The 14,833-nt window shown below is 69.9% G+C and carries 17 protein-coding genes; 8 read left to right on the plus strand and 9 right to left on the minus strand.

Translation table 11 applies throughout. From position 1 onward, the window contains the following. Positions 1-72 precede the first annotated feature (72 nt). Both NO998_RS01345 and NO998_RS01350 read left to right on the plus strand, forming a co-directional pair. Positions 73-741: an SDR family oxidoreductase gene (locus tag NO998_RS01345; protein ID WP_267645192.1), complete on the plus strand. Its 669-nt coding sequence runs from the start codon at positions 73-75 to the stop codon at positions 739-741. A 39-nt stretch (positions 742-780) separates the two neighbouring features. Next, positions 781-1,026, plus strand: coding sequence for a DUF5816 domain-containing protein (locus NO998_RS01350; protein ID WP_267645193.1), 246 nt, complete (start codon positions 781-783; stop codon positions 1,024-1,026). A gap of 21 nt (positions 1,027-1,047) precedes the next feature. On the opposite strand, the gene NO998_RS01355 is transcribed toward NO998_RS01350, so the two are convergent. After that, positions 1,048-2,364: an aminotransferase family protein gene (locus tag NO998_RS01355; RefSeq protein ID WP_267645194.1), complete on the minus strand. Its 1,317-nt coding sequence runs from the start codon at positions 2,362-2,364 to the stop codon at positions 1,048-1,050. Between the two features lie 99 nt (positions 2,365-2,463). Next, positions 2,464-2,937, minus strand: coding sequence for a hypothetical protein (locus NO998_RS01360; RefSeq protein WP_267645195.1), 474 nt, complete (start codon positions 2,935-2,937; stop codon positions 2,464-2,466). 77 nt (positions 2,938-3,014) lie between these two features. Here NO998_RS01360 and NO998_RS01365 point away from each other — a divergent pair, with 77 nt between their 5' ends. Then, complete coding sequence (locus tag NO998_RS01365; RefSeq protein ID WP_267645196.1) at positions 3,015-3,149, plus strand: hypothetical protein; 135 nt, start codon at positions 3,015-3,017, stop codon at positions 3,147-3,149. Here NO998_RS01365 and NO998_RS01370 read toward each other — a convergent pair. Genes NO998_RS01370 through NO998_RS01385 form a run of 4 tightly spaced genes read right to left on the minus strand, consistent with a single transcriptional unit; the run spans position 3,146 to position 7,939 of the window. After that, positions 3,146-3,856 (minus strand): GIY-YIG domain-containing protein, encoded by a 711-nt coding sequence (locus NO998_RS01370; protein WP_267645197.1) that lies wholly within the window; start codon positions 3,854-3,856, stop codon positions 3,146-3,148. The two genes, NO998_RS01365 and NO998_RS01370, sit on opposite strands and share 4 nt — an antisense overlap. A 48-nt stretch (positions 3,857-3,904) precedes the next feature. Beyond that, on the minus strand, positions 3,905-5,626 hold the full coding sequence (locus tag NO998_RS01375; RefSeq protein ID WP_267645198.1) for a glutamate--tRNA ligase: 1,722 nt from the start codon (positions 5,624-5,626) through the stop codon (positions 3,905-3,907). Positions 5,627-5,685: 59 nt separating this feature from the next. Further along, a complete protein-coding gene (locus NO998_RS01380) occupies positions 5,686-7,209 on the minus strand; it encodes a hypothetical protein (protein ID WP_267645199.1) in 1,524 nt (507 codons plus the stop codon). Beyond that, positions 7,202-7,939 carry an ABC transporter ATP-binding protein gene (locus NO998_RS01385; protein WP_267645200.1) on the minus strand — a complete coding sequence of 246 codons (738 nt, stop codon included), beginning with the start codon at positions 7,937-7,939 and terminating at the stop codon, positions 7,202-7,204. The genes NO998_RS01380 and NO998_RS01385 overlap by 8 nt, the downstream gene beginning before the upstream one ends. Before the next feature lie 130 nt (positions 7,940-8,069). Here NO998_RS01385 and NO998_RS01390 point away from each other — a divergent pair, with 130 nt between their 5' ends. Continuing rightward, positions 8,070-9,005, plus strand: coding sequence for an oxidoreductase (locus tag NO998_RS01390; RefSeq protein WP_267645201.1), 936 nt, complete (start codon positions 8,070-8,072; stop codon positions 9,003-9,005). 51 nt (positions 9,006-9,056) lie between these two features. On the opposite strand, the gene NO998_RS01395 is transcribed toward NO998_RS01390, so the two are convergent. Then, positions 9,057-11,336, minus strand: a complete 2,280-nt coding sequence (locus tag NO998_RS01395; protein WP_267645202.1) for a CDC48 family AAA ATPase — start codon at positions 11,334-11,336, stop codon at positions 9,057-9,059. After that, positions 11,333-11,584, minus strand: coding sequence for an Hsp20/alpha crystallin family protein (locus NO998_RS01400; RefSeq protein WP_267645203.1), 252 nt, complete (start codon positions 11,582-11,584; stop codon positions 11,333-11,335). Before NO998_RS01400 ends, NO998_RS01395 begins: the two co-directional genes overlap by 4 nt. Before the next feature lie 174 nt (positions 11,585-11,758). Between NO998_RS01400 and NO998_RS01405 the strand changes: the two genes are divergently transcribed. Both NO998_RS01405 and NO998_RS01410 read left to right on the plus strand, forming a co-directional pair. Next, on the plus strand, positions 11,759-12,529 hold the full coding sequence (locus tag NO998_RS01405; RefSeq protein WP_267645204.1) for an alpha/beta fold hydrolase: 771 nt from the start codon (positions 11,759-11,761) through the stop codon (positions 12,527-12,529). Then, on the plus strand, positions 12,529-12,807 hold the full coding sequence (locus tag NO998_RS01410; protein WP_267645205.1) for a DUF5822 domain-containing protein: 279 nt from the start codon (positions 12,529-12,531) through the stop codon (positions 12,805-12,807). The genes NO998_RS01405 and NO998_RS01410 overlap by 1 nt, the downstream gene beginning before the upstream one ends. On the opposite strand, the gene NO998_RS01415 is transcribed toward NO998_RS01410, so the two are convergent. After that, the gene (locus NO998_RS01415; RefSeq protein WP_267645206.1) at positions 12,808-13,317 is read right to left on the minus strand and encodes an HAD family hydrolase; all 510 of its coding nucleotides are present in this window, start codon (positions 13,315-13,317) and stop codon (positions 12,808-12,810) included. A gap of 85 nt (positions 13,318-13,402) precedes the next feature. On the opposite strand from NO998_RS01415, the gene NO998_RS01420 reads away from it, so the two are divergent. Next, on the plus strand, positions 13,403-14,161 hold the full coding sequence (locus NO998_RS01420) for a hypothetical protein (protein ID WP_267645207.1): 759 nt from the start codon (positions 13,403-13,405) through the stop codon (positions 14,159-14,161). A gap of 2 nt (positions 14,162-14,163) precedes the next feature. Further along, entirely contained in the window at positions 14,164-14,820 is a 657-nt protein-coding gene (locus tag NO998_RS01425) for a class I SAM-dependent methyltransferase (protein ID WP_267645208.1), read from the plus strand. Positions 14,821-14,833 lie beyond the last annotated feature (13 nt).

The following is a 14,833-nucleotide window of genomic DNA, read 5'->3' on the forward strand; positions in this document are numbered from 1 at the left end:
CGCGCCGGCCCCGCCCAAGCGGACCGGGCCGCGGGGCGTACGGCTAAGTCGTCGGCGCCCGGACGGGTCGGTATGGAAGACACGACAGTCGTCGTCACCGGCGCGGGCGGCGCCATCGGCGGCGCGTTGGTCGAAGCGTTCGCCGAGGCGGGGGCGACGGTGCTCGCGGGCGTCCACAGCGACGGCCGGTTCGACGACCACGACGGCGTCGAGTCCATGCGGGTCGACGCCCGCGACGAGTTCGACGTGGAGTTCCTGATGGAGCGCGCCGCCAAGGCCGGCGGCGAGATCGACCTCGTGATCCCCTGTGCGGCGGTGTTCCACGGTTCGCCGGGCGAGCAGCGCCTCGCCGAGGAGGGCTACGCGGCCTTCGACGACGAGTACCGGACGAACGCCCGCGGCGTCTTCCTCGCGATCAAGGAGGCGCTCCCGCACTGTGCCGCCGACGCGCGGGTGCTCGTTCCCTCGGGTTCGATAACCGAGACCGCCAAACCAGGCTACGGCGGCTACGCGGTCTCGAAAGCCGCGGCCGAAGCCGTCGCTCGACAGTTCGCCGTCGAGGTCGAACCGGCTGTCGGCGTCGTCGATCCCGGCGTCGTCGAGAGCGACCTCACGGGCGGGCAGGGCCGCGACCCCGCGGACGTGGTGGGACTGTTCCAGTGGGCCGCGACCGAGGTCGACGCCGAGGCGCTGAACGGCGAGCGCCTCGGGCTGGCGGCGTGGAAGCGCGCGACGCGCTAGGTGCGTACGTTCTTCACCCCGCCGCGCCTTGCCTCGACCATGCAACTGGAGGCCATCCGAACCGCGGAGGGCGAGACGATTCACGTCGACCGCAGCGACGGCGAGAAGGGGTCGAAGGACTACTTCTTCGTCGCCTACGTCTCCGAGGACGGCGCCGAGCGCTGGGGCTACTTCTGTGGCAACTGCGAGACCACCGACAACGCGATGGACTCGATGGGTCGGATCGAGTGCAACGTCTGTGGCAACGTGAAAAAGCCCGATCAGTGGGACGCGGCGCACGAATAGCCTCGGTGACCGCCGACTCACCTAGAACGTCGCCTCGATCCCGGCGTCCAACGCGTCGACGGCTTCGTCGACGTCCGCACGGTCGATACACAGCGGCGGCGAACAGATCACCTGCGTGTCGGGCCGACCCGACCCGAACAGCACGCCGTGGTCCCCCGCCACCTCCCGAACCGTCTCGACGGGGTTGTCGGCGTCCGGTTCGACCCGCGGGTCGACGTAGGGCTCACCCGTCCCCGGGTCGGCGAACTCCACCGACCAGAGCAGCCCCCGACCGTGGACGTGCGCGACCTCGTCGTGTTTCTCGTCGAGTTCGCGGAGTCGCGCTTCGAGGTACGGCGCCAGCGCCCGGCCGTTCTCGATCAGGCCGTCGGCGTAGGCGTCCATCGCGGCGTTCCCGGCGGCGCAGGCGACGGGATGGCCGGCGAACGTCTGGCCGAGCGGGTGGCCGTCGTCGCGGACTTCAGCGGCGATCTCCTCGCTGGCGAGCACGCCCGCGAGCGGCGCGTACGCGCTCGTGACCCCTTTGGCGAAGGTGATCATGTCCGGCTCCACACCTTCGGTCTGGATGCCGAACCAGTCCCCACAGCGGCCGAACCCGGCGATCACCTCGTCCGAGATGAGGAGCACGTCGTACTCGTCACAGATCTCCCGAACGCGCTCGAAGTAGCCCGGCGGCGCCGGGTAGGCGCCGGAGGTGCCCGCGACCGGTTCGGTGAGCACCGCGGCGACGGAGTCCGGCCCCTCGTTCTTGATGACGAACTCCAGGTGGTCGGCGGCCTGCTTGCCGATCTCCTCGGGCGTGTCGCCGTCGAACGGCGAGTTGTTGACCATCGGCGGGAGGAACTTCCCCACGCCGGTGGTGGCGGCGTGGCGCTCGACGACGGCGCGGGTCTGGGGATCGCCCGAGAGCGCGCCGGCGGCGTAGGTCGAGCCGTGATAGGAACGCCAGCGCGTCAGCACCTTCGGCGCGTCCTGTACCTCGCGGGCGATCTGGATGGCCGACTCGTTGGCCTCGCTGCCCGAGATGGAGAAGAACACGTCGTTCAGGTCCCCCGGCGCACGGTCCGCAAGCCGCCCCGCCAACTCCTCGCGGGCCGGGGTGGTCTTCGAGGAGGAAACGTAGGGGATCTCCCGAGCTTGCTGGGTCATGGCGTCGACGATCGGCTCACAGGAGTGGCCGGCGTTCACGCAGTAGAGCTGTGCCATGAAGTCGAGGTACTCCCGCCCGGCGTCGTCGGTGACCCGTGCGCCCTCGCCGGAACTGAGCGAGAGCACGTCGCCGTCGGCATCGCCGGCGTACCAGTGTGGGATGTTCTGTCCCTGATCAGGCTGTGACATACGTTACCGTGTTAGCACCTGCCGATAAGTCTGTCTCCCCCTGCTTGCTCTCGTGTGTGCCCTGTGGACCCGCGGTGGCTTGCTCCCTGAGCCGGCGTATCAGCTCAGTTCGCGCTCCCGTTCGCGCTCGACCTCCTCGACGAGGAGATCGTCGAGTTCGCGTTCCAACGTCGCCTCGTCCACGTCGCCGTCGACGTACCGCTCGGCCAGTTCCGCACGGCGGTCGGTCGTCGTCGGCGCGAGTCGCTCGGCGGCGCCGATGCGCCCCAGTGGTGGAACCCATCGCTCGAACCTCGCGACGACGGCCGCCAGTCGCGCGTTCCGCGGTACTGACAGCTGTCGCACCGTCGAGACCATCGTCGCGGCGAACAGGACGACGGCGAGCACCGCGAGGACGAACACCCCTGCGAACCACTCGATCACCTCGCCGAACGCCGCGAGCAGGACGTTCTCGGCGGCAGTGGCGCCGGCGAGCACCGTTATCGCGTCGGCGACGCCCAGCAGCGCGACGACGACCGCCAGCACCGCCGCCCCGGCGGCGCCGCCGGCGTAGAGCCAGCGTCGAGAGACCATGCCCGACATAGGGGCGGCGACAGCGAAAAACACATTGACGCCCCGAGAGCTTTGTTCCGGCCGAGTAAGTACAGATTGTGAGCCCTCCCGAGTCCGTCGCCGGGGTCGAGTGGCGAAGCGCCGACCCGGTGCTCGACGACGGGACCACGCCACCGTGGACGGCGGCGTTGGTCGAGGACGTGGTCGCGGCGCGGTGCGGCCGGCCTGACTAAGCTGGGTCCGTCCCTTCGACGTACGACTCCAGCGTGGAGAGGAACGCTGGGTCGTGAGTTTCGTCGACGTGGTCGACGTTCCAGAGCCCCGATTCCCGTATCGCGGCGCTCCGGCTGTGGTGGCCGAGCCACGCCTCCTTGCGGGGGTCGATCGCCTCGCCACCGCGGTTGCTGAGCAGGGCGATCGCGTTCCGCTCTAGGTAGGCGCGGTCGCTCTCGGGCCCCGGTTCGTCGTCGACGGCGATCCACAGGAAGCGGAGGTCGCGGAGGTACTCACTCACCCGGCGCTCCAGTGCCAACTCCGAGAGGCGTTGCTCCCGGTTCGCGGTGGAGCCGTTGCCCCACTGCGGGTACTCCCCGTGGAGGGCGTCGCGTTCGAGGATCGCTTCGCCCACCCGCTTGCGAAACACCGAACCGCGGTGGTTCCCGCCGCCCTCGTAGGTCCCGCCGTTCGCGCCACGATGGGTGCGCAGTCGGTCCCACATCGACGTGCTGCTCCCCGCCGACACCGCGTGAGTACCGATCCGCGTCACGCGTGGGAACGGGGTAGACTCCCGTGTCTCACCCGGGGCGAGGAAGATGTACACGCCCCGATCGGGCCAGTCCATGTAGCCGGTGCAGTCACCGAGCCGTTCTGCGCCGCCGACGCGCTCGTCGAGCGTCTGGAGGAGACTGTAGAACTGATCGAGGTCGCCCCGTCGGGTCATTACCGACCCGTCGGGTGGGCGACGGATAGAGCCGTCGCCGGAGCGACCCTACGGGTGTGCGAAGTACGCGACCGACTCGCTGTCCTCGTTCTGCTCGTCCACCCGCACGAAGCCGACGCGCTCGAACTGCAGCATCTCGTCGGCGTCGTAGTCGGCGTAGCCCGGTTCGGCCCGGCCGACTTCGTCGCCCGTCATCGTCCGCAGGCGCAGCGGGACGCTCTCGGCGGCGGGAACCCAGTGGATCACGTCCACGTCGCCGCTCTTGACGACCTCGAGGTCGTCGTCGGTGTGGACGAACCCGCCGTCCACGTGCTCGACCGGGCCGAACCCTTTGAGCCAGACCTTTCCGCCCGCTTCCGGCAGGTCCTGCTCCTCGACGAGCACGGCGTCGCCGACGGGGATGTCCCGGTCGCCGCGGTCCTCGTGGTCGGGGTGCAGCGGCGGGTTGGCGACTTCGGGGCCGCCCGAGATCGGGACCTCGACGCCGTCACGGACGAAGAACCGACGGTCGGCGTCGTCGTCGATGAGTTCACGGTTGTTCGAGTACACCGTCGACATCGCGAGGTCCACGTCCGACGTGGACAGGCCGAGTTCGAGCATCGCGTCGACGAGGGCCTGCCCGCGAATCCCGCGCCGGCGGACCGAGGCGATCGTCGGCGCGCGCGGGTCGTCCCAGCCGTCGAGGGTGCCGTTCTCGATCTTCTCGATGATCGTCGACGTGCTCATCTTCACGTCGTAGGCGTCGATCTGGACGTGGCCCCAGTGGAGCACCTCGGGGTAGTCCCAGCCGAAGTAGTCGTAGACGAAGCGCTGGCGCTTCGCGGAGTCCTGCAGGTCGATCCCGCGGATGATGTGGGTGACGCCCGTGAGGTGGTCGTCGATCCCGCTCTGGAAGTCGAGCATCGGCCAGCAGCGGTAGTCCGCGGCGACCTCGCGGGGGTGTGGGGTGTCGACCATCCGGAACGCGACCCAGTCACGCAGCGCAGGGTTCTTGTGCTCGATGTCGGTCTTGACCCGGAGCACCATCTCGCCGGAACTGTACTCACCGGCGACCATGTCCTCGAACTCCTCGTGGACCGTCTCGACGTCCTTGTCGCGGTGCGGGCAGGCCTCGGCGTCGTTCTTGAGGTTCGAGAACGTCTCGCCCGAGCAGGAGCAGGTGTAGGCGCCGCCCTCGTCGATGAGGTTCCGGGCGTGCTCGTAGTAGGTCTCGACGCGGTCGGAGGCTTTCAGCACCTCGTCGGGGGTGAACCCGAGGTAGTCGATGTCGTCGAGGATGGCGTCGTAGGCGTCGAGGTCCGGCCGTTTCGTCTCGGGGTCGGTGTCGTCGAACCGGACGATGAAGTGGCCGTCGTAGATCTCCTCGGTGTAGGTGCCCATCACCGACGGCATGCGGGCGTGGCCGAGGTGCCACGGGCCGTTGGGGTTCGGCGCCGCGCGCATCCGGATCTCGTCGTACTCCTCGGCGTTCGGGAGGTCCGGGAGGATCTGGTCGTCCTCCTCCTCCTCGGCCATCAACTCCTCGTACAGTTCCTCGTCGAGTTCCTGCAGGCGTGCCGCCTGCTCGTCGGCGTCGAGGCCGTTGACCCGCGAGACGACCGGAGCGACGACGCCCGCGATCTCGTCGCCGTACTGGCGGAAGTCGGGGTTCTCGCCCATCAGCGGCCCCATGATCGGGCCGACCGCGGCGTCGCTACCGTGTTCGAGCGCGTTGAACAGGGCGTGCTTCTCGGCCTCCCGTTCGACCCGCTCGCGGATGTCGTCGTCCATTACGTGGGACTATCGGCGGTGTTCGCAAAAAGGGTGTGAATCGGCCGTCGCCGGCGCTCCTACTCCCGGTGGTACGCGCCCCACTTCGGAAGCGAGCGGCGGTAGAGCCCCAGCCCGGCCGCACCGAGTACCACTCCACCCAGACCCAGCGCCGCCAACAGCTCCACCGACACCGGCGCCAGCGCGAACGCGACCACGAGGATCGGGATCAGCGGGAGCGCGATCGCGGCGCCGAACGCTGCGTACAGCCCCGTGTCGAACAGGAACTCGTTGGGCGAGAGCCCGGCGAGGTAGATCGTCAGCCCGAACACGTAGCAGGCGACGCCGACGAGGACGACGGCACCGACGACGGCCTCCGCAAGGGGGGTGCCGCGCAACCCGACTCCCACCGCGTAGAACGCCAGCCCGACCGCGGGCCCGAGCAGCAGGAACGCCCGGAGCTTCCCGTGGAACACCGTCTCGGCGTCGATGGGGTGGGCGAGGTAGCTCTCCACGTCGTCGTTCGTCGTGAGCCAGTTGTACGTCGTGAACCCCGTCAGCCCCAGCACGGCGCCGAAGGAGATGCCCACGGAGGGCGCGACGCCGGTGATGTCCGCCGCGAGGTCGACGAGCCCGGCCGTCACGCCAAGCAGCACCGCGGCGGAGAACAGCACCTTCCCGAAGCCGCCGGAGCTCCGGGCCACGTCGAGCAGCGTCTTCGCGGCCACGGGGTCGTCGACGCGGCCGAGCCAGCGCCGGAAGTCCGGCCCGACCGAGCGGTCGGCGGGCTTTGCCTGCGGGTCGAACGTCGCCGCGCCGACGCCGTAGGCCGCGAGGATCAGCGCGGCGGAGGCGCCGGCGCTCACGAGCCCCGGGTCGAGGTAGAGCCCGTAGGGCGTGTAGGAGACGACCGGGACGCCGCTGTACCACGCCGCGGCGGCGCCGGCGGCGAGGCCGAGCAGGAGCGCTCGGCCGGGTAGCCCCGTGGCAGAGAGGCCCACGCCGGCGATGGTGAGGCCGATCCCGAGCACGAACGTCGTGACGAGCGTGACCCAGAGCAGCGGGATCGTCGCCAGCCCGATCCCGGCGCCGGCGAGGGCCGCGGGGGCGACGCCGACGGCCATCGGGAGCAGGAACAGCACGGCGTAGTAGCACACGTCCTTGACGATGAAGATGCCCAGCAGGCGCCCCTGCGAGAGCGGGAGCGTGCGCCCGGAGAACACCAGCAGCGTCATCTCGCCGAGCACGTTCCCCACCGCGTCGCGGCCGATGAAGCCGATCGAGCCGGTGTGGAGGCCGAAGACGAACGCCAGCGCGTGCATCCCGGCGACGACGGCGCCGGGGGCGGTGCCGGTGTAGTCGAGCAGCCAGACGGCGCCGGCGACGAGTCCGACCACGAGCAGCGGGAACGCGCCGAAGCGGCCGCCGCCGAGCAGTTCGCTGTGGAGGCGCCACTCCTCGCGGAACATCTCGCGGAAGACGATCTTGTCGCGGCCCCAACGGCTCGGCGTCGACTCGCTGCCGGGGCCATCGGCACCGCTCACCGCCGATTCGGCGGTTCCGGCGGCCGCCGCGGTCCCGGCCGACTCGGTCGCCTCACTCATCGCCGCTCCACTCCTCGTCGGCGTCGACGTGCTCGATGAACGTGTCGAGCAGCGTCTCGCCCTCGTCCAGTTCCGCCGGCGTCTCCTCGGCGACCAGTTCCCCGGCGTTGACGATGCCGACCCGCGAGCAGAGTTCCGCGGCCACGTCGACGTTGTGCGTCGAGACGACGACGGTGTTGCCCGCCTCGCGGTAGTTCGTCAGGAAGCGCTTGACGCGCTCCTGCACGATCGGGTCGAGGTTCGCCAGCGGCTCGTCGATGAACACGACCTCCGGCTCGTGGAGGAACGCGCCGGCGATCATCGTCTTCTGCTGTTGGCCCCGCGAGAGGTCCGTCGAGAGGGTGTCGAGCTTCTCGGCGAAGCTCAGGCGGTCAGCCCAGGTTTGGGTGCGCTCGTCCACCACGTCGTCGGGGAGCCCCCGAACGGCGCCGACGAACTGGAAGTACTCCCGCGGCGTCGAGAAGCTCGGCGGGGACTCCTTCTCGGGCAGGATCCCGACGCGCTCGCGGACGCCGATCGGGTCCGTCTCGGGGTCGACGCCGAGCACCTCCGCCTCGCCCGAATCAGCGAGGGTCTGCCCGGTCAGTACGCTCATCGTCGTCGTCTTCCCGGCGCCGTTGGGGCCGAGCAGCCCGTACAGCTCCCCCGCCTCGACCGACAGCGAGAGGCCGTCGAGTGCGGCCACCTCGCCGTAGGCCTTCCGCAGCCCCTCGGTCCTGATCACGCTCATGAACGGCTGTTCAGTCCGGGGGTAGATAGTTCGTGCGGCGCCGCTATCGGGACTGAGAACGCCCTCGCGTCCGGGGGATCGATCTGACGAGGCCGAAAAGGTTAGAACGCTGTTGACTAAACGTTCAACCATGAGCTGGGACACATCGTCGATGCCCGATCAGTCGGGGCGGACCGTCGTCATCACGGGCGCGAACAGCGGCCTCGGCTACGAGGGAACCAAGGCGTTCGTCGGGAAGGGTGCCGACGTGGTGATGGCCTGCCGGAGCCTCGACCGGGGCCGCGAGGCCGCCGAGGAGATCAGCGAGGCCGTCTCCGGCGGCGGCTCGCTGACCGTGATGGAGCTCGACCTCGGCGACCTCGAGTCGGTCGAGCGCTTCGCCGACGACTTCGGCGAGCAGTTCGACGACCTGCACGTCCTCTGTAACAACGCCGGCGTGATGGCGCCGCCCCGGCGCGAGACCGCGGACGGCTTCGAACTCCAGTTCGGCGTGAACCACCTCGGCCACTTCGCGCTCACGGGACACCTGCTCGAGCACCTCGAAGCGACCGACAGGAGCCGGGTCGTCACCCAGAGCAGTAGCCTCCACGAGAACGGCACCATCGACTTCGACGACCTCCAGTCCGAGAAGTCCTACGACAAGTGGGCGGCCTACGGCCAGAGTAAGCTGGCGAACCTCCTCTTTGCCTACGAACTGGATCGGCGCCTCGACGAGGACGGCGCCGACGTGACGAGCCTGGGCTGTCACCCCGGCTACGCGGCGACGAACCTCCAGCGCCGCGGCCCAGAGATGGCCGGCTCGACGCTGCGGCTCTACGGGATGAAGGTCGCCAACGCCGTGCTGGGCCAGTCCGCCGCGCAGGGCGCGCTGCCGATGCTCTACGCCGCCACCGCCGACGGGATCGAGGGTGGTGAGTACATCGGGCCGGGTGGCTTCATGAACATGCGCGGGGCACCGGAGGAACAGGAGTCGAACGCGGAGTCCTACGACCACGACGTGGCCGACCGACTCTGGGCGGTCTCGGAAGACCTGACCGGCGTCGAGTACGACCTGCCCGACGCGTAGCTCCTCGGTGCCGAAAAACCGCAAAAACCGTACCCGCTCGTGGCCGCGACGTTACTGGAACGTCGGCGCCGCGGGCTCCTGGTCCTTCTCGACCTCGCTGCGCTTGAAGCGCTGCTCGATCTCCGCGTACTGCTCGCGGGTCTGTTCGGTGACCGAGGGCACCACTTCCTTGAGGGCGTCCTCGAAGTGGGCCATCGTCACGCGGACGTTGCCCACGCTCTCGGTCGTCTCCTCGGGCGAGACGCTGTTGATGAACTCCCGGGTGGCGTTCATCGACGCCTCGCGGGCCAGCGCCTCGAGGTCGGCGCCGACGTAGCCGTCGGTGCGGGCCGCGAGGGCGTCGAGGTCCACGTCGTCGGCCAGCGGCTTGTGCTTCGTGTGGACCGCGAGGATCGCGCGGCGCGCCTCCTCGTCGGGCACGGGCACGTGGACGTGGCGGTCCAGCCGGCCGGGGCGGATCAGCGCGCTGTCGATCAGGTCCGGGCGGTTCGTGGTGGCGACGACGACCACGTCCTCCAGCTCTTCGAGGCCGTCGAGCTCCGTCAGCAGCTGGGAGACGACGCGCTCGGAGACGCCGGAGTCACCCGAGTTGCGCCCGCGTTCGGTCGCGATGGCGTCGATCTCGTCGAAGAACACCACCGTCGGGGCGTTCTCCCGGGCCTTGCTGAAGATCTCGCGGACGCCCTTCTCGGACTCGCCCACGTACTTGTCCAGCAGTTCGGGCCCCTTCACCGAGATGAAGTTGCTTTCTGCCTCGTTGGCGACGGCCTTCGCGAGCAGGGTCTTCCCTGTCCCGGGCGGCCCGTAGAGCAGCACCCCCTTGGCGCTCTCGACGTCCATCTGCTCGAACACCTCGGGGTAGTCGAGGGGCCACTGGATCGTCTCGCGCAGGCGCTCCTTGGTGTCCTCGAGGCCACCGACGTCCGCCCACGTCACGTCGGGGACCTCGACGAACACCTCGCGCAGGGCGCTGGGTTCGATCCCGCGCAACGCCTTGCGGAAGTCGTCCTCGGTCACGTCGAGGCGTTCGAGCGTCTCGGCGTCGATCTCGTCTTCCTCCAGATCGAGTTCGGGGCGGAAGCGCCGCAGCGCGATCATCGCGGACTCCTTTGCCAGCGACTCGAGGTCGGCGCCGACGAAGCCGTGGGTGTTCTCGGCGAGTTCCTCGATGTCCACGCCCTCGGCGAGGGGCATGTTGCGCGTGTGGACCTGCAGGATCTCCTCGCGGCCGTTGGTGTCCGGCACGCCCACTTCGATCTCGCGGTCGAAGCGGCCGCCGCGGCGGAGCGCGGTGTCGATGGCGTCGACGCGGTTGGTGGCGCCGATGACGACGATCTCGCCGCGCTCCTCCAGCCCGTCCATCAGGCTGAGCAGTTGGGCCACGACGCGGCGTTCCACGTCGCCGCCGGCCTCGTCGCGCGTGGGCGCGATCGAGTCGAGTTCGTCCATGAAGATGATCGCCGGGCTGGCCTCCTGGGCCTCCTCGAACACTTCACGGAGTTGCTCCTCGGACTCCCCGTAGTACTTCGACATGATCTCGGGGCCCGAGATGGTGTGGAACGAGGCGTCGATCTCGTTGGCGACGGCCTTCGCGATCAGGGTCTTCCCCGTCCCGGGTGGGCCGTGCAGCAGCACGCCCTTCGGGGGCTCGATCCCGAGGCGACCGAACAGTTCGGGGTGGCGCATCGGCAGTTCGATCATCTCCCGGACCTGTTCGAGTTCGTCGTCGAGGCCACCGATGTCCTCGTAGGTCACGTCGGGGCCCTCGCCGCCGGAGCCGCCGGCGCCCGCCGCCGCGCTGCGGTCGCCGCGGATCTGTTCGGCGGGCTGCTGGCTGATCTCCACGTCGGTCGAGTCGGTGATGACGACCGTCCCGCTGGGGTCGGTCTCGGCGATCTTCAGGGGCACCGCCTGTCCCTGTCCGCCCATCAGGCCGAAACCGAGCGGGAGCTGTACGTCCTGGCCGGCGGTGACGGGCTGGCCCGACAGCTCCTTGCGCAGGAGGCTGCCGATGTCGCCGCGGATCCCCATGTTTTGGGGGAGCGCCACGGTGACGCTGTCGGCGGGGTTCACGTCCGCAGCCTCGACCTCGACGCGGTCGTCGATGCCGACGCTGGCCTCCTGTCGGAGTCGGCCGTCGATGCGCACGACGCCCGTGCCGTCGTCCTCGGGGTAGCCGGGCCAGACGCGAGCGATGGCGGCGCCCTGCTTCCCTTCGATACGGATGAAGTCGCCACCGGAGAGATCCATCTCGTCGGCGGCGACGCGATCGACCGCCGCGAGGCGGCGCCCGGCGTCCTTCTGCTTGAGGGGCTTGACGGTGAGTTTCATGCCTCCACCTCGATGGTGAGCACGCCGTTGGTCAGGCTGCACTCACGGGCCTCGCCCGGGAGTTCGAACTCGGTCTCGGTGGACGTGCCGTCAGCGTTCTCGACGACGACGATGGCGGTCTCGCCGACGGTGTCGACGGCGACCTCCCCCTCCGCGTCGGCGAGGTCGAGCGCGACCACGAGACTGTCGTCGTACTCGTAGACGCGACCGAACTGCTCGTCGCCCATTCTGCGTTGGTGAGTGGTCATTAGCTAACCACAAGTAACCGGGGAGAGTAGTTAAACCTTACGGCGGGTAATCGCATGAGGAGAGCGACCCGTGAGGATACGGCTGTGGTAGCGGTTCGGGCCGAGGTGGGCGGGTTTCGAGCCGCTCGGGCCGTGGTCCCGCCCCTTTATGCTCGGGCCGGGAGACACGCGGGTATGCAGCGGGTTTCGCACCACGGTCGGGGGACGGTCTACCGTCGCTCGGCACGGACCGAGGACGGGCCGGGCATCCTGTGTATCCACGGGAGCGGCGGCGACGCGGGGGTTTGGAAGTCCCAGTCGCGGGTAGCCGACCGGACGCCGGTGACGGCGATGGCGCTGAGCGACCACGGCACGAGCGGTTCGCTGGTCGCCGACGCGGGCTACGAGACGCTCTCGGGCTACGCCGACGACGTGGTCGCCGTCGCCGAGGCCACCGGCGACCGAGTGCTCTGTGGCAACTCACTGGGCGCCGCGGTGGCGATGATCGTCGCCCTGGAGCGGGACCTCGACCTCGACGGGCTGATCCTCGCGGGGGCGGGCGCCCGCCTGCCCGTGCTCGACGACCTCCTCGTCTGGCTGGAGAACGACTTCGACCGGGCGGTCGAGTTCCTCCACGGCCCCGACCGGCTGTTCCACGACCCGACCGACGACCTGGTCGAAGTGAGCGAGGCGGCGATGCGCGAGACCGGGCAGGCGGTCACGAGCCGTGACTTCCGGACCTGCCACGCCTTCGACGTCCACGAGCGGCTCGGCGAGATCGACGTGCCCACGCTGGCGGCCGTCGGGGAGTACGACCAGCTGACGCCGCCTCACTACCACGAGGCGCTCGGCGAGGAGATCCCCTACTGTGAGGTGGCGATCATCGACGACGCCGCCCACCTGTCGATGCTCGAACAGCCGGCGGCGTTCAACAGCGCCATCGAGTCGTTCCTCGACCGTCTCTGATGCCCGAACGCGTCGCCACCACGGACCCCGACGGCGTCGACTTCGGCTGGGTGATGCAGGTGACGTTCGTGCTCACCATCCTCGTCGGCGCGCCCGTCGTTACGCTGCTTTCGACGCAGGTCGCGCTCCCCGATTGGGGCTCGCGGGTCTCCTTTGCGGTTCGCGTGGGCGCGCCCGTCTGGGTGCTCACTGGGCTCTGTGTGTTCCTCTACGCGCGCCGGCAGGAGCAGCGCAGCGACGACACCGAGTCGGGACGCGACGACGAGCCCGCCGGGTAGCTACTCCTCGACCCAGCGGAAGGCAACCCCCGCCCGTTCTGCGGTCACCCGGTCGCGTTCGCTGTCGCCGACGAACACGGCGTTGCCCGGGTCCGCGCCCATCGAGTCGAGCGTCGCCAGCAACGCTTCCGGATCGGGTTTGTAGCTCCCGAGCGAGTCCCGGCCGACCACGGCGTCGACGGCGAGGCCGTGCCGGTCGAGGGCGATCCGGCAGGCGGCCTCACTGTTGAGCGAGCAGACGCCGACCCGCCCGGACTGCTCGCCGAGTTCGGCCGCCAGCGGGAGTGCGGGGGCCTCGTTCGCCGCGGCGCGCTCGTGTTCGCCGACGACGGCTTCGAAGCGGTCCCGGGTGTCGGTCGCCTCCGTCAGTTCGAGCAGGTCCCAGAGGTCCCGACCACCCGGATCGAGGCCCCGATCCCGGAGGTCGGCAGCGAGGTCGTCGCGGGCGGCCGCCCAGTCGACGGGCAGCGAGACCAGCGTACCGTCGAGGTCGTAGACGACGGGGTTCATGACGCCCAAAAGGCGGTTCGGGCGGAAAAAACGGTCGGGCCGGTTCCGCACGCACCTTCAAGTGCTCTGACACCCACCACCGGCCATGGCGGGTCCCGACCCCCAGCAGCTACACCGCCTGATCGACCGTTTCCCCGAGCCGCGCGCCGACGAGCGGTTCGTGGCTGCGGACGGCCGACTCGACGGCGCGTACGGCCGCATCGCCGGCGACTGGTACGACGAACTCCGGCGGCTCGCCGACGCCTACGCCGAGGGCGAGGTGCTCCGCGAGACGGTGCTCGGCCACGTCGAGGCCGTCCCCGACTTCCGGCTGACCGACGGCGCCGCGCCGCTCCCGGACCGCCGGGCCGACCTCATCGCGGCCGCCGAGGAACTGCCCGAGGTGGGCGAGCTATCGGTGTGGTACCACGAACTCCGTGGGCTGCTCGCCGACGACCCCGAACGCCTCTCACCGTTCGAGCGCGCCCTCCACGACTTCGGCTACGTCATCGCCCACGGGCTGTTCCTCGGCGCCGACTCCCCGGAGTCGGTTGTCAAACGGCTCAGGCTGGCCTACCGCCTCGTCGGCGTCCGCATCGACGACACCGGAACCGACGGCGGCGAGCGCACGACGTTCACCTGTCCGTACCGGGACCTCGGCGCCGATCGGTACGGGAAGCGCTGGCTCTGTCACGAGAAACTGGACCGCGTCGACGACGGCTACGTCAGCTACCTCGACGAGCGCGGCATCGACTACCAGCGGCCGCGGGGCTGTGCGAACTCGGCGCAGTGTTACTCCACGGTCGCACGGGAGAGTCCCGACCGCTGGTGGCCGAAGACGCCGCCGGAGGCGGTTCGGGACTGACGATGACCGACGCCGACCACGTCGACCGGATCCGGGCGGACTACGGGCGCTGGGCGCGGTTCTACGACTGGTTCGCGCGGGCGACAACGAGTGTCGGCGGCGTCCGGGCGGCCTGTATCGACGCGCTCGACCTCGATGTTGGCGACACGGTGGTGGAGTTCGGCTGCGGCCCGGGACCGAACCTCCCGGCGCTCCGTGACGCCGTGGGGCCCTCGGGCCACGTTGTCGGTGTCGACGTGACGCGGCGGATGCTCGACCGCGCACGGGCGCTCGTCGCCCGCCGGGGCTGGGAGAACGTCTCGCTCGTGCAGGGCGACGCGGCGACGCCGCCGATCGGTGGCGCCGACGCGGTGCTGTCGACGTTCGTCACGTCGCTCTTTCCCGATCCGGCGGCGGTGGTTCGGGGCTGGTGCGGGCTGGCGGATCGCGTCGTCCTCGCCAGCTTCGCGCCGCGGGGGAGCCGCCCGGCGAACGCGGCGTTGTGGGCGTTCACGCGGCTGAGCACCGAACTGTTCGACGCCGACGGCGTCGACGCCCTCGCGCAGTTGGACCGTCGGACGGCGGCCGCCCGGGCGGGGTTGGACGCGTCGATGGACCGTGTCGGGAGCGAGACGTACGTGTTCGGCACCGTTACGGTTGCGGCCGGGCACAGGGCGTAGCGTCGAAAAGGGG

Origin of the sequence: Halolamina litorea (assembly GCF_026616205.1) — an archaeon.
In the GTDB taxonomy this organism is placed as follows: Archaea; Halobacteriota; Halobacteria; order Halobacteriales; family Haloferacaceae; genus Halolamina; species Halolamina litorea.